Source organism: Aerolutibacter ruishenii (assembly GCF_007830115.1).
Lineage (GTDB): Bacteria > Pseudomonadota > Gammaproteobacteria > Xanthomonadales > Xanthomonadaceae > Aerolutibacter > Aerolutibacter ruishenii.
Genome location: NZ_VLKP01000011.1, coordinates 51,563 through 70,798 on the forward strand (window position 1 = coordinate 51,563; position 19,236 = coordinate 70,798).

Annotated in this window: 19 protein-coding genes; 14 read left to right on the top strand and 5 right to left on the bottom strand. The window is 68.3% G+C overall.

Annotated features, from left to right (window positions below; genetic code table 11):
* Window positions 1-261: 261 nt before the first annotated feature.
* From IP93_RS12685 to IP93_RS12715, 7 genes are all read left to right on the top strand, one after another.
* The gene (locus IP93_RS12685; RefSeq protein WP_144816273.1) at window positions 262-969 is read left to right on the top strand and encodes an ABC transporter ATP-binding protein; all 708 of its coding nucleotides are present in this window, start codon (window positions 262-264) and stop codon (window positions 967-969) included.
* Window positions 953-2,077 carry an HlyD family secretion protein gene (locus IP93_RS12690; protein ID WP_144816275.1) on the top strand — a complete coding sequence of 375 codons (1,125 nt, stop codon included), beginning with the start codon at window positions 953-955 and terminating at the stop codon, window positions 2,075-2,077. The genes IP93_RS12685 and IP93_RS12690 overlap by 17 nt, the downstream gene beginning before the upstream one ends.
* Window positions 2,074-3,102, top strand: coding sequence for an HlyD family secretion protein (locus tag IP93_RS12695; RefSeq protein ID WP_144816277.1), 1,029 nt, complete (start codon window positions 2,074-2,076; stop codon window positions 3,100-3,102). The genes IP93_RS12690 and IP93_RS12695 overlap by 4 nt, the downstream gene beginning before the upstream one ends.
* Window positions 3,099-4,352: an efflux RND transporter periplasmic adaptor subunit gene (locus tag IP93_RS12700; protein ID WP_199747223.1), complete on the top strand. Its 1,254-nt coding sequence runs from the start codon at window positions 3,099-3,101 to the stop codon at window positions 4,350-4,352. The genes IP93_RS12695 and IP93_RS12700 overlap by 4 nt, the downstream gene beginning before the upstream one ends.
* Window positions 4,349-5,599 carry an ABC transporter permease gene (locus IP93_RS12705; protein ID WP_144816279.1) on the top strand — a complete coding sequence of 417 codons (1,251 nt, stop codon included), beginning with the start codon at window positions 4,349-4,351 and terminating at the stop codon, window positions 5,597-5,599. Before IP93_RS12700 ends, IP93_RS12705 begins: the two co-directional genes overlap by 4 nt.
* Window positions 5,600-5,742: 143 nt before the next feature.
* A complete protein-coding gene (locus IP93_RS12710) occupies window positions 5,743-6,114 on the top strand; it encodes a BlaI/MecI/CopY family transcriptional regulator (RefSeq protein ID WP_144816280.1) in 372 nt (123 codons plus the stop codon).
* Window positions 6,101-8,137, top strand: a complete 2,037-nt coding sequence (locus IP93_RS12715) for a TonB family protein (protein WP_144816282.1) — start codon at window positions 6,101-6,103, stop codon at window positions 8,135-8,137. The genes IP93_RS12710 and IP93_RS12715 overlap by 14 nt, the downstream gene beginning before the upstream one ends.
* 3 nt (window positions 8,138-8,140) lie before the next feature.
* Here the strand turns inward: IP93_RS12715 and IP93_RS12720 are convergent, their stop codons facing one another.
* Genes IP93_RS12720 through IP93_RS12730 form a run of 3 tightly spaced genes read right to left on the bottom strand, consistent with a single transcriptional unit; the run spans window position 8,141 to window position 9,773 of the window.
* Window positions 8,141-9,022: an MBL fold metallo-hydrolase gene (locus IP93_RS12720; protein WP_144816284.1), complete on the bottom strand. Its 882-nt coding sequence runs from the start codon at window positions 9,020-9,022 to the stop codon at window positions 8,141-8,143.
* Complete coding sequence (locus IP93_RS12725) at window positions 9,022-9,327, bottom strand: ArsR/SmtB family transcription factor (protein ID WP_144816285.1); 306 nt, start codon at window positions 9,325-9,327, stop codon at window positions 9,022-9,024. Before IP93_RS12725 ends, IP93_RS12720 begins: the two co-directional genes overlap by 1 nt.
* Before the next feature lie 59 nt (window positions 9,328-9,386).
* Window positions 9,387-9,773, bottom strand: coding sequence for a rhodanese-like domain-containing protein (locus IP93_RS12730; RefSeq protein WP_144816287.1), 387 nt, complete (start codon window positions 9,771-9,773; stop codon window positions 9,387-9,389).
* Window positions 9,774-9,892: 119 nt separating this feature from the next.
* On the opposite strand from IP93_RS12730, the gene IP93_RS12735 reads away from it, so the two are divergent.
* From IP93_RS12735 to IP93_RS12765, 7 genes are all read left to right on the top strand, one after another.
* The gene (locus tag IP93_RS12735; RefSeq protein ID WP_144816288.1) at window positions 9,893-11,176 is read left to right on the top strand and encodes an NAD(P)/FAD-dependent oxidoreductase; all 1,284 of its coding nucleotides are present in this window, start codon (window positions 9,893-9,895) and stop codon (window positions 11,174-11,176) included.
* A gap of 98 nt (window positions 11,177-11,274) precedes the next feature.
* Complete coding sequence (locus tag IP93_RS12740) at window positions 11,275-11,490, top strand: YgaP family membrane protein (RefSeq protein ID WP_144816290.1); 216 nt, start codon at window positions 11,275-11,277, stop codon at window positions 11,488-11,490.
* Between the two features lie 69 nt (window positions 11,491-11,559).
* On the top strand, window positions 11,560-12,657 hold the full coding sequence (locus tag IP93_RS12745) for an efflux RND transporter periplasmic adaptor subunit (RefSeq protein WP_144816292.1): 1,098 nt from the start codon (window positions 11,560-11,562) through the stop codon (window positions 12,655-12,657).
* Window positions 12,650-15,985, top strand: coding sequence for an efflux RND transporter permease subunit (locus IP93_RS12750; RefSeq protein ID WP_144816294.1), 3,336 nt, complete (start codon window positions 12,650-12,652; stop codon window positions 15,983-15,985). Before IP93_RS12745 ends, IP93_RS12750 begins: the two co-directional genes overlap by 8 nt.
* Window positions 15,986-16,068: 83 nt before the next feature.
* Entirely contained in the window at window positions 16,069-16,548 is a 480-nt protein-coding gene (locus IP93_RS12755) for an OsmC family protein (protein ID WP_144816296.1), read from the top strand.
* A complete protein-coding gene (gene trxC / locus IP93_RS12760; protein ID WP_144816298.1) occupies window positions 16,545-16,991 on the top strand; it encodes a thioredoxin TrxC in 447 nt (148 codons plus the stop codon). Before IP93_RS12755 ends, trxC begins: the two co-directional genes overlap by 4 nt.
* Before the next feature lie 37 nt (window positions 16,992-17,028).
* Entirely contained in the window at window positions 17,029-17,625 is a 597-nt protein-coding gene (locus tag IP93_RS12765) for a protein tyrosine phosphatase family protein (protein ID WP_144816300.1), read from the top strand.
* A gap of 6 nt (window positions 17,626-17,631) precedes the next feature.
* On the opposite strand, the gene IP93_RS12770 is transcribed toward IP93_RS12765, so the two are convergent.
* Both IP93_RS12770 and IP93_RS12775 read right to left on the bottom strand, forming a co-directional pair.
* Complete coding sequence (locus IP93_RS12770; RefSeq protein WP_242006865.1) at window positions 17,632-18,396, bottom strand: S1/P1 nuclease; 765 nt, start codon at window positions 18,394-18,396, stop codon at window positions 17,632-17,634.
* A 161-nt stretch (window positions 18,397-18,557) separates the two neighbouring features.
* Window positions 18,558-19,178 (bottom strand): OmpW/AlkL family protein, encoded by a 621-nt coding sequence (locus IP93_RS12775; RefSeq protein WP_144816302.1) that lies wholly within the window; start codon window positions 19,176-19,178, stop codon window positions 18,558-18,560.
* Between the last annotated feature and the right edge of the window lie 58 nt (window positions 19,179-19,236).

The window sequence follows — 19,236 nt, forward strand, 5'->3', positions numbered from 1 at the left end:
TGAGCGCGGTTCGTAACTGGTCGTATGTATCAGCCGCACTGTGCCGCCCAGCCCATCCGGCCGATGTCGACTGTCAAGATGCCGCGTCTGTCCTGCAGCCTGTTCCTATCAAACTCGCCTTCGCATTCACGTATCGCCGAAGTGCCGGCAAGGACTCTCTCGGGGCTGGGAGAATAACGCGGTAGGAACTGCCCAGGAACTTTTTCGATGCAGTGCCCAGCGGGCGGTGGCGCATTGCATCTTGTTAAGAGGACGAGATGGATGTCGGCACGGTACGAACAGGGTGCTACGTGTTTGCTCACGCTGGAACATGTCACGCGCTGCTACGACATGAACGGGCAGGCCGTGCATGCGTTGGCGGGCGTGGATTTGCAGGTGGCGGCCGGTGAGTTCGTCGCCATCACCGGCGCTTCGGGCTCGGGCAAGTCGAGCCTGCTCAACATCCTCGGCTGCCTGGACCGGCCGAGCAGCGGCCGTTACCTGATCGAAGGCGAGGACGTGGCCGGCTTCGACGACGAAGCCACCAGCGACGTGCGCAACCGCCGTATCGGCTTCGTGTTCCAGAGCTTCCATCTGCTGCCGCGCCTGACCGTGCTGGAGAACGTGCTGCTGCCGCTGCGCTTCCACCGCGATCCACCCGCTGATGCTGGCTCGCGTGCGCGTGAGTTGTTGGCCCGCGTCGGTTTGGCCGAGCGTGCGGAGCATCGCCCCAATGAACTTTCCGGCGGACAGATGCAGCGTGCGGCCATCGCACGGGCGCTGCTGCTCAAGCCGGCCTTGCTGCTGGCCGACGAGCCCACCGGCAACCTGGATTCGCGCAGCGCCGCCGACGTGCTGGCGCTGATCGACGAAGTGCATGCGGACGGGCAGACGGTGGTGATGGTCACCCACGACCACGACATCGCCAGTCGTGCGCCGCGAGAAGTGCGCCTGCGCGACGGGAGGATCGAGCATGACGAACGGCGTTGACAGCGTGCCCCCGGTCCGGCGTCGTGCGTCGCGCACGCGGCTGGCCGGCGGTTCGCTGCTGGTTGGGCTGGGGGCGGTAGCGGCATTGCACGTACTGACAGTGCCGACGGCGACTGCCACGTTGCCGGTGGGCAGCCGGTCTGCATCGCCCACGAATTCCACCGCGACCTCTGTAACGAAATCAGCAACGCCGAAGGCGTCCGCCGAAGCCGAAGCCATCGTCATCACCGGCGAACTGCAGTCGCTGGATGCGCAGCCGATCTACACCCCGCAGGCCAACATGTCGCCGGTGATGCTGCGCTACTACGTGCCGGAAGGCACCGTGGTGAAGCGCGGCGACGTGGTGCTGCGCATCGACGCCGGGCAGTCGGCCAGCCAGATCCGCACGCTGGACGCGCAGATCGACCAGGCCCGCGCGCGCATGGCCAAGGAGTTGGCCGAGCTGCAGGTGAAGGTGGTGGATGCGGAACTGGCGCTGGTGGACGCCGATGCCACGCTGGCCACCGCACGGATCGATGCCGCCCTGCCCAAGGGACTGATTTCGGGCCTGGACTACGACCGCTACCAGGGCGAACTGGAGCGCGCGATGCGCGAGACCGCACTGAAGCGCGAGGAACTGGCGACGGCGCGTGCCGTGGTGGCGCGCCGCCAGGGCGATGGCAGCCTGGAGGTGCGCAAGCTGCAGGTGCAGCGCGACTATCACGATGCGCAGGTCGGCCAGGCCGAAGTCCGCGCCGACCGTGACGGCGTGGTGCTGCACGGTTTCAACAACAACTGGATCGGTGGGCGCATCGACGAGGGCTCCTCCACCATGCCGGGCAGCAAGGCCGGCGAAGTGGTCAGCGGCGGCGCGATGCGCGTGCGCGCCTGGGCGCTGGAACCGGACCGCCGCGGCCTGGCCATCGGCCAGCCGGTGACCCTGGCGTTCGACGCGTTGCCCGACCGGCAGCTGGCTGGCCGCATCACCGCGATTGCCGGTGCGCCCGACCGCAAGCAGGAGTGGGGCGAAGGCCGCTATTTCCAGGTGGACGTGGCATTTCAGCCCGGGCACGGACTGAAGCTCTTGCCGGGCATGAGCGTTCGGGTCGCCGCAGGAGGTGCGCAATGAGGCGGGCCGCGATGGGGCAATGGACGTTGCTGGCGGTGTTACTGGCGACGGCGGCAGGCGTGGGCGGTTGCGCCGCCGACGGTGCAGCGCCGACGGGCAAGGCCGAGGGCGCCGCGTCCTCGGCCGCGCGCACGTTGCGGATCGATGGCGAGGTTTTCGCGCGGGAGACAGCTGCATTGATGCCACCGTCGATCGACGATGTGTGGCAGTTCAACATCACCCAGCTGGCGCCCGACGGCGCGCCGGTGAAGCAAGGCGAGCCGGTGCTCGGCTTCGACGGCAGCGAACTGATGAAGCGCCTGATGGAGAAGCAGAGCGTGCTCAAGGAAAAGCAGACCCAGTTGGACAAGCTGCTGCTGGAACTGGCCGAGCGCGAGCGCAACGAAGCCCTGGCTACCGCCGAGGCGGTGTCGCTGCGCGAGAAGGCCGAGCGCAAGACCCAGCAGCCCGAGGCGCTGATTGCCGGCGTGCAGTACCGCAAGCTGATGGTGGAGCGGCGCAAGGCCGAGCAGCGCCAGGCATTGATCCAGCGCCGCCAACGCCTGGCGGCCGAGCAGCGCGTGCAGGAGCGGCGGCTGGTCGGTTCCGAGGTGGCGCAGCTGCAGGGCGAAGTTGCGGTGATCCAGCGCTCGCTGGGCGCACTCAACATCCTCGCCCCGCGCGATGGCCTGATGATGCACAAGAGCACCTGGAGCGGCGAGAAGTTCGACGTGGGCTCGCAGGTGTGGCGCGGGCAGGGCGTGGCCGAGATCCCTGACACGCGCACGCTGGCGGTGCGTGCCGAGCTGCCCGAGCGCGACCTGGCCAAGGTCGTGCTGGGTGCGCCGGCGCGCGTGGTGGTGGAAGGCGGCGCCGGCAGCGCGTTGCGTGGCAAGGTCACGCGCATCGGCCGTGCGGTGCGCAGCAAATCGCGGGTGAAGCCGGTGCCGATCCTGGACCTGGAGATCACCCTGTCCGATCGCGATAGCAAGCTCCGCCCGGGGCAACCGGTCAGCGTCGAACTGGGCGCGGGAGTGGGGGCATGATCGCGCCGCGCGTGGTGGCGATGTCGTTGCTGCTGGCGTTGGCCGGCTGTGGCCATGAAGCGGCAGCGCCTGTGGTGGAAACCGTCACCGCCGGCCCGTTGCTGCTCAGCGTGCACGGCGACGGCGAGCTGAAGTCGGCCAAGTCCACGCCGCTGATGGTGCCTGGCTCGCAATGGGCGGAGCGACAACTGGCATGGGCGCTGCCGGAGGGATCGCCGGTAAGGAAGGGTGAGCTCATCGCCCGCTTCAGTGCGGAGCAGGGCAAGCTGGAGCTTGCCCAGGCCATGGTCGACCTGGAACGCAATGCGTTGGCGCGCGCGGGCAAGGAAGGCGACCTGGCCACCGGGCGTGGGCGTGTCGCGGTGGACCTGTCGCAGGTGGGTACGCAGTTGGGCATCGCCCGCCGCTACGCCGATGCCGACATCGACACCATCGCCCGCAACGAGGTGCTCGATGCGGTGCAGGACGTGCGTTTCCTCGGCACCAAGCAGGACACCCTGCAATGGCGGCAGGGCCAGCTCGGTCACCGCGGCGGCGCCGAACTGGCGGTGCTGGACGCGCAACGCGCGACCTACACGATCAACGCCAAGCGCCGCCAGGACGACCTGGATGCGCTGGAACTGCGTGCACCGCACGATGGCGTGCTGATGCTGGCCGCCAACTGGACCGGCGACAAGCCGCAGGTGGGTTCTTCGTTGCGCGCCGGCTTCGAGTTCGGCAGCCTGCCGGACGTGTCCGCGATGGAGGTGGAACTGTCGCTGCCGCAGTTGGAAGCGCAAGGGCTCAAGGCCGGCGACACAGTACTGCTGGCGCCGGTCGGTCGGCCCGGGCAGGCGATCACCACGAAGCTGTCGTGGGTGGCCAGCGGCGCCAAGGTGCGCAGTCGGCAGAGTCCAGTGAAATACGTGTCGATGAAGGCGCCGGTGCCGGCGACGGCGGTGCGCGACTTCCGCCTGGTGCCGGGGCAGCGCATGCGCGCGCAGGTGCAACTGTTCAAGGCGGCCAGCGCGCTGAGCGTGCCCAACATCGCCATCAGCAGCGAGGACGGCAAGAGCTTCGTCCAGGTGCTGGCCGGCAGGGAACTGCAGCGGCGCGAAGTGGTGCTGGGCGCACGCGGCACGGCGCGCTCGCAGGTGCTCAAGGGGCTGCGCGTCGGCGAGACCGTGCTGCTGACGCGTATGAACGATGACGAAGACAAGGCCGAAGCCGTCGACGCGGCGACGCAGGACCAGAAAAAGGACGAGGCATGAACCGCTGGATGCACGCACTGCCACCGATCTGGCGCGAGGCCATCGAGGAACTGTGGCGGCGCCGGCTGCGCACGCTGTTGACGCTGCTGGGCCTGATCTTCGGCGTGGGCGCCATCGTCGCGATGCAGGCGGTGGGCGAGGGCAGCCGGCGCGAGGCGCTGGCGATGGTGGAGAGCCTGGGCCTGCACAACCTGATCGCCGAAGCGGTGCCGCAGGACGAGCAGACCCTCAAGGAGACGCGCGCGCGCAGCCTGGGCCTGAACCTGGCCGACGCCGCGGCCGCGCTTGCGGTGGTGCCCGGCGCGGAACGCTATGCGGCGGAAAAACCGATCCGCACCCACGGCGTGTTCAGCGAGTTCGGTAGTGTCGACGCCGAAGCCAGCGGCGTCAGCCCGGAGTGGTTCAGCCTCTCGTCGTTGAACGTGGCCAGCGGCCGCGCGTTGAGCGCCGCCGACGATGCCAGCCTGGCCGCGGTGGCCGTACTCGGCCACCAGGCCGCGACCGCGCTGTTCCCGGGGCGGAATGCGGTGGGACAGCATTTCAAGGTCAACCATGTGTGGTTGCGCGTAGTGGGCGTGCTGGCCGACCGCGACCTGGGCAAGGACCAGTTCGAAGGGGTCAAGCTGGGCGTGGAGAGCAACCGCATCTACGTGCCGCTGGCCAGCGCCCGCGCGCGCTTCGCCTTCAAGGAGCAGGAGGATGAGGTGGATCGCTTCCTGCTGCGCCTGACCGCGCCGGAGCAATTGGCGGCTGGGGCGCGCGTTCTCGACGCAGTGCTGGAGAAGCGCCACGCGGGCGAGGACGATTACCGCCTGGTGGTGCCGCAGCAGCTGTTCCAGCAGCACCAGAAGACCCAGCGCATCTTCCGCGTGGTGATGGGTGCGATTGCCGGCGTCAGCCTGCTGGTGGGCGGCATCGGCATCATGAACATCATGCTGGCCAACGTGCTGGAGCGCCGGCGCGAGATCGGCCTGCTGCGCGCGCTCGGTGCGCGTCGCCGCGACGTGATCGCCCAGTTCCTGCGCGAGGCCACGGTGATCTGCGTTGCGGGCGCCCTGCTGGGTCTGCTGTTCGGCACGCTGCTGGCCTATGCCATTGCCGCCTTCGCGGACTGGCAAGTCGCGTGGGCGCCGGTGCCGATCCTGTTGTCGGTGGGGTTCTGCGCCGGCATCGGCCTGGCGTTTGGGGTGTACCCGGCGCGGCAGGCCGCGCGACTGGACCCGATCGCCGCGTTGCGCCACGACTGAGGGGGTGGCAGGCGGAGTCGCCCCGTCTGCCACCTGGCCATTGCCCGTTCCTGCCCGTGTCGCCCTGCCTGGAAGAAAGGGCTTGACAGGGTCATTTACATGTGTAATCTAAATTATGATTACGGACGTAAACGGAGAGGGCGTTGCAGATCAGCGAAGCCGAATCGATCGTGATGGACGTGCTTTGGCGTCGCCATCCGTTGGCCGCCGACGGCGTGGTAGCCGCGTTGGGCGATGCCCGGCAATGGCAGGAGGCCACGATCAAGACCCTGCTCAACCGCCTGCTGAAGAAGGGTGCCATCACCGCGGAGAAGGATGGGCGTCGCTACCTGTACGCGCCGGTGCTGCGCCGCGAGGACTGGGTGCTGGATGAGAGCGAGAGCCTGCTCGACCGGCTATTCGGCGGGCGCGTTGCGCCGCTGGTCGCGCACTTCAGCCAGCACCGCAAGCTGAGCCGCAAGGACATCGCCGAACTACGCAAGCTGCTCGAGGAGATCGACGATGGCAAGCGCTGAGCTGTTGGACGCCTTGTTCGAAGCCACGCTGGCGGTAAGCGCTGCGGTGGCACTGGTGCTGCTGTTGCGGCGCGTGCTGCGCAGCGCATTCGGTGCGCGCGTTGCGTACGCCGCATGGTGGCTGGTGCCGGCCGCGCTGGTCGCGGTGCTGCTGCCGGCCGCGGTGCAGCCGGCGGTCCCGATGGTGGTCGCTCCGGTCACCACCCGGGCGGTGGCCGCCGCCACGCCGGTCGTCATCGCGGCGCCGGTGGACACCTCGCCATGGTGGCTGGCGACATGGGGCGTGGGTGCAACGCTGTTGCTGCTGTGGATGATCCACCAGCAGCGCCGATTCCACCGAGCGATGGGGCCGGTGCGCGCACGCCCGGATGGGCTGCACGAAGCGGCCGCCGTGGCGGGCCTGCCGGCTGCGATCGGTCTAGTGCGTCCGCGGGTGGTGGTGCCCATCGACTTTGAACAGCGTTATGACGCCGACGAGCGCGCGCTCATGCAGGCCCACGAACGCCTGCACATCCGCGCCGGCGACCTGCACAGCAACGCCTTCGCCTCGGCGCTGCGCTGCGCGTTCTGGTTCAACCCGCTGGTCCACGTGGCGTGGTTCGCATTCCGCCATGATCAGGAGTTGGCCTGCGACCAGCGCGTGATTGCCCGTTATCCGCACGCCCGCCGTCGCTATGGCGAAGCGATGTTCAAGACCCAGTTGGCGGCGTACCCGCTGCCGCTGGCCTGCCATTGGGGCTTCGGCCACCCGCTCAAGGAGAGAATCGCCATGCTGATCCGCCCCGTTCCATCGCGCGCCCGCATTGCCGGTGGTGTGCTGTTGATGACCGGGCTCACGCTGGGCGTGGGGTTTGCCGCGTGGTCGGCGCAACCCGCGAGCGCTCCGATCGCCACCGGTACCCGTGAATTGCCCGAGGGCCACGTGATGGCCAGTATCGAGGCCCGTGTGGATGCCAACCAGGAAGAATCCTTCGTCATCGCCAATCGCGCCGGTGAGCCGTTCGCCATCTCGGTGGGCGAGGGCGCCAGTGCATATCGGATGGAAGCGACGATGAAGCCGCTGTCCGGCGATCGCATCCAGTTGGATGCGGTGCTGACACAGGGTGGGAAGGTGGTCGGCAAACCCAAGCTGGTGGTGGTCGATGGCAAGCAGGCGGTGATCCGCATAGGCGAGGAGCCGGCACCGGGTGCCTTCCAGGGCGTCGAGTTGGCGATGAAGTTGAGCACGCGCGGCCAACTGCCCGCCGCTCCGCTGCCACCAGCACCGCCCGCCGGGATTCCGTCGGTGCCGACTTTGCCGGCCGCGGCGCCTCCCGCACCCCCTGCTCCGCCCGCATTGGCGGGTGTGCGTGGGATGGGGCCCCCGCCCGTGCCGGCGGCATCCCCATTGGCTCCCGCAAACGGTGCGTCCCTGCCCCCGGTTCCTCCGTCGGATGGCGCTCGGATCGTGGCCAAGCGCATCGTAGTGCCGACGCCGGAGCAAGCAGGCGGCGCTCCCGCTGCACGGCATCAAACGCGCGTTCGCATCAAGGAGGTTGCCCCGCACTTCGAAGGCGCATGGGATCCAGTGGCGGCGGATGGCAGCCACGTGTGCAACGGCACGGTATACACAGACGAAGCCAACGGCCGCTTCACCTGCGTTCCCGATGCGAACGGCGCTGCCGCGCCGCCGCTCTCCCCGGCCTCCGCCCCGCGCGCTGGCGTGGCGGATGCCGGCGCCACCGTTGCCCGCATGTCGCCGCCGGCGTATCCGAAAGGCGAATCACTGGAGGGCCGCGTGATGTTGGAAGTGGACGTGCGCGCCGACGGCGAGGTGGCCGCGGTCGCGGTCGCCCGTTCCTCGGGCCAAGCCGTGCTGGACAATGCCGCCCGCGAGGCTGTGATGAAGTGGCGCTTCAATCCCGCTTACAGCGCGGGTGCGGCCGTCGCATCGCGCGTACGCGTGCCGATCGACTTTGGTCCGATTGCAGCGTACGCCGGTGAAGGCGCGAATACGCTGGAAGCCATCCAGGTCAATCGCTGACGCTCAGATCAGCCCGTCAGCCGGCGCCTCGATGCGCAGCGGCGTACTAAGATGGCGCCTGCCGTGCGGATCTTCCGCCGGCAGGCGACCGCCGCGGATATTCACCTGCAACGAGGGATACAGCAGGTTCGGCGCCGGCAGCCCGGCGTCGCGTGCGTGCCGGGCTTCGGCAAACGCTTCCAGCGAGGTTCCGCCATCGAGCATGCGGTTGTCGCGCTTCTGCTCGCCCACGCTGACGCTTGCACGGCGCTCGCGCCCAGCCGGCGGGTAATCGTGGCACAGCCACAGCGTGGCTTCATCGGGCATCGCATACAAGCGCTGGACCGAGTGGTACAGCTGCTCGACGCTGCCGCCAGGGAAGTCGCAGCGCGCGGTGCCGATGTCCGGCGCGAAGACGGTGTCGCCCACGAACACATTGCCGTCGATGCGGTAACTGAGGCTGTCGGCGGTATGCCCGGGGGTGGCCAGTACTTCGATGCGCAGCGCACCGGACTCGATCACCTCACCGTCTTCGAGCAGCGCATCGAACGCGTCGTGCAGCGCCGGGTCGTCGCTGGTCAGCTGGAATAGGTCCGCGAAGTGTGCCTGCACCGAACGGATGCCGTGCCCGATCGCGACCGGCGCCCCGGTGCGCGCGCGCAGGAATGCCGCCGACGTCAGGTGGTCAGCGTGCGCATGGGTTTCGAGGATGCGGTGCACCGTCAGCCCGTGCTCCACCACGTAGGCCAGCAGGTGGCGAGCGCTGTCGGTGGCGATGCGGCCCGAGCGCGCGTCGTAGTCCAGCACCGGGTCGATGACCACGGCATCGGCGCCCCGGTGCACGACGTAGCTCCACGTGCCGGTGCCGTCATGGAAGAACGGCTCGATATTCAATGCTTCGTTCATCACGCTCCCTCGCATAGCGGTCGCTCGTCGGCGCAGTAGATGCCGTGCAGCGTGCCGATGATGCGCTGCGCCGGGCCCTCGGCCAGCGAATAATAGATGGTTTGTGCTTCGCGACGCGTGTTCACGAGGCCATCCGCGCGCAGCACGGCCAGGTGCTGGGACAGCGCCGGCTGGCTGAGGGCCAGCCGCGCGTTGAGCTCACCCACCGAGCGTTCGCCCTCCACCAGCAGGCACAGCAGCATCAGCCGGTTCTCGTTGCCCAGCGCCTTGAGCAACCGCGCGGCGTCGGCCGCGTGGGCACGCATCGATTCAGGATCGATGACGGGTAACGATGGTGATTTACGGGGTGCGGCCATGGGGCAGGTCAGCGTTGGGTGAGTGGCAGGCCGGCGTTGGTCCAATCGGTGATGCCGCCGGCGAGGGAGCGCACGTTCTTGAAGCCCATGCGCTGCAGGTTCAGCGCGGCCAGTGCCGAGCGACCGCCGGTGCGGCAGTACACCACGATCGGCTGCTCCTTGTGCGACAGGGCCGGGTCGCTGACGTTGGCCACGGCCGGGTGGGCGTCGACCTGGAACTCCAGCACACCACGCGGGATGTTGACCGCGCCGACGATGTGGCCGGTTTCGAATTCGGCGGGTTCACGCACGTCGATCAGCACGCTGCCCCGCGTGTCGGATGCGAACTCGGACGGGTTGATCTCACGGATCTGGCGGCGGGCATCGGCGACCAGGTCGGCGGCGGTGAGGGTCATGTTCTGGCTCCGGGTGGGGGTAGCTGCAATATATCAGTTGACACGAATATAAGAAAGATCTAATGTTATGCCGTGAACCGCCGCGCCGCGGCGGAATGCGGACTCCCGGGGGGTAGGCCATGGCCAGGATCGTGGTATTGGGCGCGGGGCTCGGTGGCATGTCCGCCGCGTACGAATTGCGGGAAGCCCTGGGAAAAACGCACGCAATCAGCGTGGTCGGCCTTGGTGACCGCTTCAGCTTTACCCCGTCGAACCCGTGGTTGGCGGTCGGTTGGCGAACGCCGGACGCCATCACCTTGCCGGCCGCCGAGCATCTGGGCCACAAGGACATCGCGTTCCATGGCTCGGGCGCGCAGCGCATCGACGCGCAGGCGCGGCAGGTCCACACCGGCGCGGGCGAGGTGCTGGACTATGACTACCTGCTGGTCTGCACGGGCCCCAAGCTGGCCTTCGATGAGGTGCCGGGCACCGGGCCGGACGCCGGTCACACCCAGTCGGTGTGCACCACGCCGCACGCGCAGCACGCGTGGGAGGCCTACCAGGCCTTCGTGCAGGACCCCGGCCCGGTGGTGATCGGTGCCGTGCAGGGCGCGAGCTGCTTCGGCCCCGCCTACGAGTTCGCGATGATCCTCGATGCCGACCTGCGCAAGCGCAAGCTCCGCGACAAGGTGCCGATGACGTTCGTCACCAGCGAGCCGTACATCGGCCACATGGGCCTGGGCGGGGTGGGTGACTCCAAGGGTCTGATGGAGTCGGAGATGCGCCAGCGCCACGTCCACTGGATCACCAATGCCAAGGTGCAGGAAGTGCGCCCGGGCGAAGTGGTGGTGGTCGAGCACGATGCGCAGGGCCAGCCCCTGAAGGAACACGTGCTGCCCTTCAAGTACTCGATGCTGCTGCCGGCGTTCAAGGGCGTGGATGCGGTGGCTGCGGTCGAAGGCCTGTGCAACCCGCGCGGCTTCGTCATCGTCGACAAGCACCAGCGCAGCCCGAAATACCCGCAGATCTTCGCCGCTGGCGTGTGCGTGGCGATCCCTCCGGTGGAGGCTACGCCGATCCCGACCGGCGCGCCCAAGACGGGTTTCATGATCGAGTCGATGGTCACCACCATCGTGCGCAACATCCACGCCGAGTTGCAGGGCAAGCCCGCCACGTTCGAAGGCACGTGGAACGCGGTGTGCCTGGCCGACATGGGCGACACCGGCGCCGCGTTCGTGGCATTGCCACAGATCCCGCCGCGCAACGTGACGTGGACGAAGATCGGAAAGTGGGTGCACCTGGCCAAGTTGGGATTCGAGAAGTACTTCCTCTACAAGATGCGCCACGGCACCTCCGAGCCGATCTACGAGAAGTACGCGCTTGGTGTGCTGGGCATCGAACGCCTCAAGAACGGCGACAAGTAAGCCAACGTCACGCCACTCGCTCCATCACCACGAACTTAGGGCCCGTGGTCCACCTCATCACCACCCTTCAAACCGCTGCATTTTCCAGGAGAACCACCATGAGCCTCGACCGCGCCATCATGGCCTTTGCCGGCGTCATGATCCTCGTCAGCATCGTGCTGACCAAATTCGTGCATCCCAACTTCTGGTGGCTGACTGCCTTCATCGGCGCGAACCTCTTCCAGTCCGCGTTCACCGGGTTCTGCCCGGCGGGCATGGTGATGAAGAAGCTCGGTATTGGCCGCAACGGCAACGGCACCAGCTGCTGCAATTGACCGCCGCACGCGTCCCCCTCCGTTCCGCATGAGGCGGGCCGGCTTTTTACCCCACGGATTGCCTTTGCGATGAAGCCGCTGCGTACCGCCCTGATTGCCTCCACGTTGCTCGCCCTGGCGGCCTGCGGCAGTGAACCCACCGCACCGGCGATGCCACCGTTGCCCAAACTGCAGACCCTGACCGTGGGTGGCACCACCGACGCAACGGGCAGCCGGTGGGACGGCGTGGTCGAAGCCGTGCAGCAGGCCGACCTGACCGCGCAGACCGCCGGCCGGGTCACGGTCGTCAACGTCGACGTCAACGCCCGCGTGGACAGGGGCGACGTGCTGCTGCGGCTGACCGCGGTGGAGCAGCAGGCAGGTGTCAACACCGCACGCGCACAGCTGCGTGCGGCCGAGGCGGCTGCGGCGGAAGCGGAGGCCAACTACCGCCGCTACGCCGCGCTCGCGAGTGGGCAGTACGTGTCGCGTTCGCAGATCGACCAGGCACGCGCCGCGCGTGACAGTGCCGTGGCCGCACGTGACGCGGCGCGTGCGCAGGTGGCGCAGGCCAGCCAGCAGACGGATTACACCGTGGTCCGCGCGCCATTTTCCGGCATCGTCAGTGCGCGGCGCGTGGAGCCGGGCGAAAGCGTGGCCCCGGGCCAGCCGCTGATGGCGATGTATGCACCGGGCGCGTTGCGCATCGAGGTGCAGGTGCCGCAGTCGGAGGCCGACGCCATCCGCGCAGCCGGACGTGCCCGTGTCGCGCTGGCCGATGGCCGCACGGTCGACGCTGCCGAAGTGGTGGTGTTTCCCGCGGCCGATCCCGCCACGCACAGCGTCAGTGTGCGCGTAACACTGCCGGACCTGGAAAAGGCCCCGGTGCCGGGCGTCACGGCCAAGGTGTTGTTCCCGATCGCGGCCGCGGTCCCGGTCGGCACGGTCAACATTCCGGCCAGCGCGCTGGTGCAGCGCGGCGAGGTCAGCGGCGTGTATGTCATCGCCGGCAACCGCATCGCCCTGCGGCAGGTGCGTCTGGGCCAGCGCAGCGGCGAGCGCATCGAGGTGCTGGCCGGGTTGAAGGCAGGCGACGTGGTCGCCGCCGATCCGATCGCGGCGGTGCAGGCGCTGGCCGCGCAGCGCAAGGCCGCCGGCGCGGGAACGGGAGCGGCGGGCCATGACTGAACCGCGCAACCGCTTCGGCATATCCGGGCGGTTGGCCGCGGCGTTCCAGGCCAATCCGCTGACCCCGATCCTGGCGATCATGGGCCTGCTGCTGGGCCTGGTGGCGGTGTTGATCACCCCGCGCGAGGAAGAACCGCAGATCGACGTGACCATGGCCAACGTGTTCGTGCCGTTCGCGGGCGCGAGCGCGCGCGACGTGGAGCAGCTGGTCAGCACGCCGCTGGAACAGAAGCTGTCGGAGATCGAAGGCGTCAAGCACGTCTACTCGATCAGCCGACCCGGCATGGCGGTGCTCACCGTGGAATACACCGTGGGCGTGGAGCGGCAGCCGGCCATCGTGCGCCTGTACAACCAGGTGTTTTCCAACCAGGACTGGCTGCCGCCCGGCATGGGCGTGGGCCAGCCGCTGATCAAGCCCAAGGGCATCGACGACGTGCCGGTGATGGCACTGACGTTGTGGACCGACGATCCGCGGCGCGGGGCCACCGAACTGACGGAAGTCGCGCACTCGCTGGAAACCGAACTCAAGCGCATCCCGGGCAGCCGCGATGTCTATACCATCGGCGCGCCGGACCGGGTGGTGTCGGTGACGCTGGACCCCACCAAGCTCGCCGCGTATGGCCTGACCGTGGCCGACCTCGGCCAGGCATTGCGGGCAGCGAATGCGGTGCAGCAGGTGGGCGAGCGCGTGGGCAGCGGCGCGGCTGTGCCGGTCACCGCCGGCACCTTCCTCGCCAATGCCGACGACGTGCGTGAGCTGGTCATTGGCCTCTCCGGTGGCCAGCCGTTGCGCCTGTCTGACGTGGCGCAGATCCGCGCCGGCGGCGACATCGCCAGTCGCTATGCATGGCACGGTGCGCCGGCCGGAAAGGCCGGTCCCGCGCAGGGCATTGCACCGGCGGTGACCATCGCCATCGCCAAGAAGCCTGGCAGCAATGCCGCCGACATCACCACGGGGGCCACCCAACGCGTCGAGCAGCTCAAGGGTGAGTTGATCCCCGAAGGCGTCAACGTCACGGTGACCCGCGATTACGGCCAGACCTCCACCGACAAGGCGCAGAAGCTGATCCAGAAGCTGGTGTTCGCCACCGGCTCGGTGGTGCTGCTGGTGCTGTTCGCGCTGGGCTGGCGCGAGGCGATCGTGGTCGGCAGCGCGGTGGTGCTGACGCTGGCGCTGACGTTGTTCGCTTCGTGGGCGATGGGCCTCACCCTGAACCGCGTGTCGCTGTTCGCGCTGATCTTCTCCATCGGCATCCTGGTCGATGACGCCATCGTGGTGGTGGAGAACATCCACCGGCACATGGCCCGGGGCGGCAAGACCCTGCGCGAGGCGATCCCGCCGGCGGTGGACGAAGTGGGCGGCCCGACCATCCTCGCCACGTTCACCGTGATCGCGGCGCTGATGCCGATGGCGTTCGTGTCCGGGTTGATGGGCCCGTACATGCGCCCGATCCCGATCAATGCGTCGGTGGGCATGCTGCTGTCGCTGGCCATCGCGCTGATCGTGACGCCGTGGCTGTCGCTGAAGTTGTTGCGACGGCACGGGCCTGCGCATGCGACGGGTCAGGTTTCAACTTCCGATGTTGGCACACGGGTGGCCACTTCGGACTCGGACGGCAGAACCGTCGAACCCTCCGCGCAGCCCGCCGTTGACACCTCCATGCGTGTGCCCGACCATCTCGACACTTGGCTGCACCGCCTGTTCGGCAGGATCATGCGTCCGTTCCTCGACGCCAGAACGGGCGGGCGTCGCCGCCAGGTGCTGTTTGGCGGCATGGCCGCGCTGGTGGTGCTGGCGGCGTCATTGGCGGTGTTCCAACTGGTGGTGATGAAGATGCTGCCGTTCGACAACAAGTCGGAACTGCAGGTGATCGTCGACCTGCCCGAGGGGCGCACGCTGGAAGACACCAACGCGCTGCTCACCGAGCTGGCGGCGGTGGTCGACACCGTGCCCGAAGTGCTGGACTACCAGGGCTATGCTGGCACCGCCGCACCCATCAACTTCAACGGCCTGGTGCGCCAGTACTTCCTGCGCAGCGGCAGCAACGTGGGCGACCTGCAGGTCAACCTGGTGGACAAGCACGAGCGTGACCGCCAGAGTCACGAGATCGCCCGCGACCTGCGGCCGAAGCTGGCCGAAGTCGGTCGCCGCCACGACGCCTCGGTGAAGGTGGTGGAAGTGCCCCCCGGCCCTCCGGTGCTGTCGCCGCTGGTGGCGGAAGTCTACGGCCCGGATTACGCCACCAGCCGCAAGCTGGCCAAGGCGCTGGAGCAGCGTTTCCTCAACACCGAGGGCATCGTCGATGTCGATACCACGGTGGAGACCGATGCGCTGCGCGAAGTGATGGTGGTCGACCGTGCCCGTGCCGCGCGCCTGGGCGTGCCGCAGGTCGCGATCAGCGACGCACTCGCCGCCGCCGTGGCGGGTTTCGACGCCACCTACGTGCACGATGGCGCGTCCAAGTACCCACGTCCGGTGCGCCTGCGCCTGCCGCCTGGCGACCAGGCCAGCACCGAGCGCCTGCTCGCGGTGAAGGTGCGCGGCGGCCAGGGCCAACTGGTGCCGCTGTCGGAACTGGTGACGGTGCGCAAGGCCCCGTGGGACGGCGCCATCCACCACAAGGACCTGCTGCCCGTGGTCTATGTGCTGGGCGACGAGGCCGGCGAGTTCGACAGCCCGCTGTACGGCATGTTCGACCTGGTCGGCCAGGTGTCGGACAACGCCATCGGCGGGCAGACGCTGGCGCAGACCTTCATCGCCCAGCCACAGGACACCAGCGGCTTCGCCATCAAGTGGGACGGCGAGTGGCAGATCACCTACGAGACCTTCCGCGACATGGGCATCGCCTATGCCGCCGGCATGGTGCTGATCTACCTGCTGGTGGTGGCGCAGTTCCGCAGCTACGTGGTGCCGCTGGTGATCATGGCGCCGATCCCGCTGACCGTGATCGGCGTGATGCCGGGCCATGCGCTGCTGGGCGCGCAGTTCACCGCCACCAGCATGATCGGCATGATCGCGCTGGCCGGCATCATCGTGCGCAATTCGATCCTGCTGGTGGACTTCATCAACCAGGAAACCGCGCGCGGCGTGCCGCTGGCCGAAGCCGTGGTCGATGCCTGCGCGGTGCGTGCCAAGCCCATCGTGCTGACCGGCGTGGCGGCGATGCTGGGTGCGTTCTTCATCCTCGACGATCCCATCTTCAACGGACTGGCGGTATCGTTGATCTTCGGCATCCTCGTCAGCACCGTGTTGACGCTGGTTGTGATTCCATTGCTGTACTACGCGTTGCTGTCCGTCCGCGATCGCACGGTCGGGCAGGCGGCCTGACCGGCCGGTCCGCGCCATCGCACGACGGTGGCCGGGTTGGACGCCCTGCGAATGAAGTGCGTGTTCCCACAAGGAGAACCTCGATGAGCGCCGAATCCCCCATCCGCCTGACGCTGGAGCAGGACCGCGACTACGCGTTCCGCATCCATTTCGACGAGACGTCGCTGGAGCCGCTGCTGGCCGACGAGGACTCGCCGTTGGGCCATGACCGCGGCCCAACGCCCTCGCGCCTGCTGCTGGCCAGCATTGCCAACTGCCTGAGCGCGAGCCTGCTGTTCGCGCTGCGCAAGTACAAGAACCAGCCCGGTACGCTGCGCGCGGAGATCACCGCCACGCCGTCGCGCAACGCCGATGGCCGCCTGCGCATCCCCAAGGCCTTCGTCACCCTGCAACTGCCCGAAGGCAACGAGGACTACCAGCACCTGGAGCGCATCCTCGACCAGTTCGAGAACTTCTGCACGGTGACCCAGAGCGTGCGCCACGGCATCGAGGTGGACGTGACGGTCAGGGATGCCCATGGCCGCACATTGCTGGGCGACAAGAGTTTCGAGGCAGGGTCATGAGCGAGGGGATGCATATCGCCTGCCCGCGCTGCCATGCGCTCAACCGCATGCCGCCGGAGCGCCTGGGCGAAGCGCCGGCATGCGGGCGCTGCCACCGCGCGCTGTTCGACGGCCACCCCGTCGAGCTGGGCGTGGACCACTTCGCCACGCATTACACGCGCAGCGAGCTGCCGTTGCTGGTGGACTTCTGGGCGCCGTGGTGCGGACCGTGCCAGGTGATGGCGCCGCAGTTCGAACAGGCAGCGAAGCTGCTGGAGCCGCGCGTGCGCCTTGCCAAGGTGAATACCCAGAACGAGCCGACGCTGGGCCAGCAATTCGGCATCCGCAGCATTCCGACCCTCGCCCTGTTCCAGCAGGGCCGGGAGCTGGCGCGGCAGGCGGGTGCAATGGGCGCGTCGGACATCGTGCGCTGGACCCGGCAGCAACTTGGCGCGCAGCAGTAGAATCCACGGCAAATCCGGCCGTGCAGGAGACAATGCCATGACCCATCGAATGAACCTTCGTGTCGTAACACTTGGCTTGTTGGCGGCCGCACTGACCGTGGCCTGTTCCTCCGCGCCGGACACCGTCGCCAGCACCGCGCCGGCCGCTGCCGGGGCGGTGGGCGGCCAGTCGGTGGCCGGTCCCCAACTCGCGGGGCTGCGCCAGCCGAGTCCGGGCTTGTACACCGGCGGCCAGCCCACCGCCGACGCCTGGGGGGCGATGGCGGCTGCCGGCGTGGGCACAGTGATCAATCTGCGCCCCGACGCCGAACTCGCGGGCCGCGACGAGGCCGGCGAAGTGCGCGCCGCCGGTATGGCCTACCACCAGATCCCGGTGGCGGGTGCGGGCGACCTCACCGCCGAGAATGCCGACAAGCTGTGGACGTTGCTGCAGCAGGCCAAGGGGCCAGTGGTGGTGCATTGCGCATCGGGCAACCGCGTTGGCGGACTGCTGTCGATCGCCATGGCCCGCCACGGCGGACTGGAGCGGGATGCGGCACTGCAACTGGGCCGCGAAGCCGGCATGGTCAGCACCGAGGCCCGGGCCCGCGAAGTACTGGACTCCGCGGACGGTCGCTGCGTCTCCAACTGCTGAGGCCGATCAGGGCGTCAGCGCGGCATTCAGCAGCAGTGCCAACTGGGTGCCTGCGCGCCGCAACTGCTCTTCGGCCAGCGGTCGCCAGGTGTCGGCGTAATCGGCAGGCAGCTTGGCGCCGTTCGGGTACACGCCCGGCTGCGTGGCAATGGTGCAGGCCTGCTGCGCCCATTCGGCGCTGGTCGGTGGCAGGGCCCGTGCCGGCAGCGGCACCGCCACCGGCAATGTACGCAGGTGCGCCAGATAGCCCGCCTCGTCCAGCCCCGCCGACTCCAGCAGGCGCCCGTCCCATAGCGAATGCAGGTTGGTGCCTTGTCCGTTGAACCGCACCTGCACCGTGTTGCCGCCCTTGTCGTGGGCGTAGCCGGCGTGCATGGGCTGGTGCACATCACCCACGAAATGCACCACGAACTTCAATGCCTGGGCGCGTTCGGCGCGGTCGCGCGTGCGGTCGGCCAGGATGGCCGTCTGTGCGGTGATGGCCGCGACCACGCAGTTTCCCTGCGGACAATCGCGCGCGACCTCGTAGAGGCAGGCATGCTCGCCCAGGTTGACGTAATGCCATGGGCTGCTGCGGCGGCCCAACTCCGGGTCGTTTGCGCGCAGTTCGTCGGCCCAGGTGGCAATGGCGGGTAGCAGCATGCCGGTCTCGCCTTGCAGCGGGCCTTCGCCTTCCTGCTGCCCGGTGTCTGCGAGCAGTCCCTTGATTTGGCTGCGCGCCGCGTCGGTCAATTCGTCATCGGCGAGTGCCGCGACCAAGCGGTGCCCCATCGCGCTCCACGCCAGGGCGGGGGCGGGCAGGGCGACCAGTGTGGCGAGGGCCAATGCGGCCAGCGCCTGGGTACCGGGAACAAAAAGAATACGGGCCATGTCCGCAAGGGTATCGGACATGGCCCGTCATGGCAGCCCTGACCTTGGTCAGGGCCGCTGCATCAGAACGAGAACACGTAGGCGACGCCGTACACCAGCGGGTCGATGTTGACCGTGCCCAGGTCCTGGCCATCCAGCTTCACGTCGGTGTCGATGTCGATCCAGCGCGCATCCACGCGGATCGCGCCCTTCTCGCCAACCTTGAAGTCGATGCCGGCATGCGCGGCCAGGCCCCACGAAGCGTCCAGTTCCAGCTTCGAGCCCTCCAGCGCGCCGGAGGCGTCCTCGCTGAAGAACTTGGTGTAGTTGATGCCGGCGCCGACAAACGGCTTCACCTTGCCCTGGCCGAAGTGATACTGCAGCGACACGGTCGGCGGCAGGTGCTTGGTGTCGCCCACGGTGCCCAGGCCCTTGATGGCGATGTCGTGCTGGAACGGCAGTGCGGCCAGCACCTCGATACCGAGGTTGTCGCGGATGAAGTATTCGCCGGTGATGGTCGGACGGATGTCGCTGTCCACCTCGACCGGCAGCGTGCCGCCGGCAAGCTTGCCGTTGTCGGACTTCGGGTTGACCTGGTGCGCGCCGATGCCAACAGTCCAGGTGCCGGCGGACTGGGCCAGGGCCGGGGTGGCGGCGCCGCCGAGGACGAGGGCGAGCGCAAGGGCGGATGTGCGGAACTTCATGTGCAAACCTCTGTGGGAGATGACGTGGGAAACTCGTTGCCGTCATTGTCCGCAGCGG

Coding starts and splice junctions, on each gene's coding strand:
- IP93_RS12685 (WP_144816273.1), top strand. CDS start 262: ATGTCGGCACGGTACGAACAGGGTGCTACGTGTTTGCTCACGCTGGAA.
- IP93_RS12690 (WP_144816275.1), top strand. CDS start 953: ATGACGAACGGCGTTGACAGCGTGCCCCCGGTCCGGCGTCGTGCGTCG.
- IP93_RS12695 (WP_144816277.1), top strand. CDS start 2,074: ATGAGGCGGGCCGCGATGGGGCAATGGACGTTGCTGGCGGTGTTACTG.
- IP93_RS12700 (WP_199747223.1), top strand. CDS start 3,099: ATGATCGCGCCGCGCGTGGTGGCGATGTCGTTGCTGCTGGCGTTGGCC.
- IP93_RS12705 (WP_144816279.1), top strand. CDS start 4,349: ATGAACCGCTGGATGCACGCACTGCCACCGATCTGGCGCGAGGCCATC.
- IP93_RS12715 (WP_144816282.1), top strand. CDS start 6,101: ATGGCAAGCGCTGAGCTGTTGGACGCCTTGTTCGAAGCCACGCTGGCG.
- IP93_RS12720 (WP_144816284.1), bottom strand. CDS start 9,022: ATGAACGAAGCATTGAATATCGAGCCGTTCTTCCATGACGGCACCGGC.
- IP93_RS12725 (WP_144816285.1), bottom strand. CDS start 9,327: ATGCGTGCCCACGCGGCCGACGCCGCGCGGTTGCTCAAGGCGCTGGGC.
- IP93_RS12730 (WP_144816287.1), bottom strand. CDS start 9,773: ATGACCCTCACCGCCGCCGACCTGGTCGCCGATGCCCGCCGCCAGATC.
- IP93_RS12735 (WP_144816288.1), top strand. CDS start 9,893: ATGGCCAGGATCGTGGTATTGGGCGCGGGGCTCGGTGGCATGTCCGCC.
- IP93_RS12740 (WP_144816290.1), top strand. CDS start 11,275: ATGAGCCTCGACCGCGCCATCATGGCCTTTGCCGGCGTCATGATCCTC.
- IP93_RS12745 (WP_144816292.1), top strand. CDS start 11,560: ATGAAGCCGCTGCGTACCGCCCTGATTGCCTCCACGTTGCTCGCCCTG.
- IP93_RS12750 (WP_144816294.1), top strand. CDS start 12,650: ATGACTGAACCGCGCAACCGCTTCGGCATATCCGGGCGGTTGGCCGCG.
- IP93_RS12755 (WP_144816296.1), top strand. CDS start 16,069: ATGAGCGCCGAATCCCCCATCCGCCTGACGCTGGAGCAGGACCGCGAC.
- trxC (WP_144816298.1), top strand. CDS start 16,545: ATGAGCGAGGGGATGCATATCGCCTGCCCGCGCTGCCATGCGCTCAAC.
- IP93_RS12765 (WP_144816300.1), top strand. CDS start 17,029: ATGACCCATCGAATGAACCTTCGTGTCGTAACACTTGGCTTGTTGGCG.
- IP93_RS12770 (WP_242006865.1), bottom strand. CDS start 18,396: ATGGGGCACCGCTTGGTCGCGGCACTCGCCGATGACGAATTGACCGAC.
- IP93_RS12775 (WP_144816302.1), bottom strand. CDS start 19,178: ATGAAGTTCCGCACATCCGCCCTTGCGCTCGCCCTCGTCCTCGGCGGC.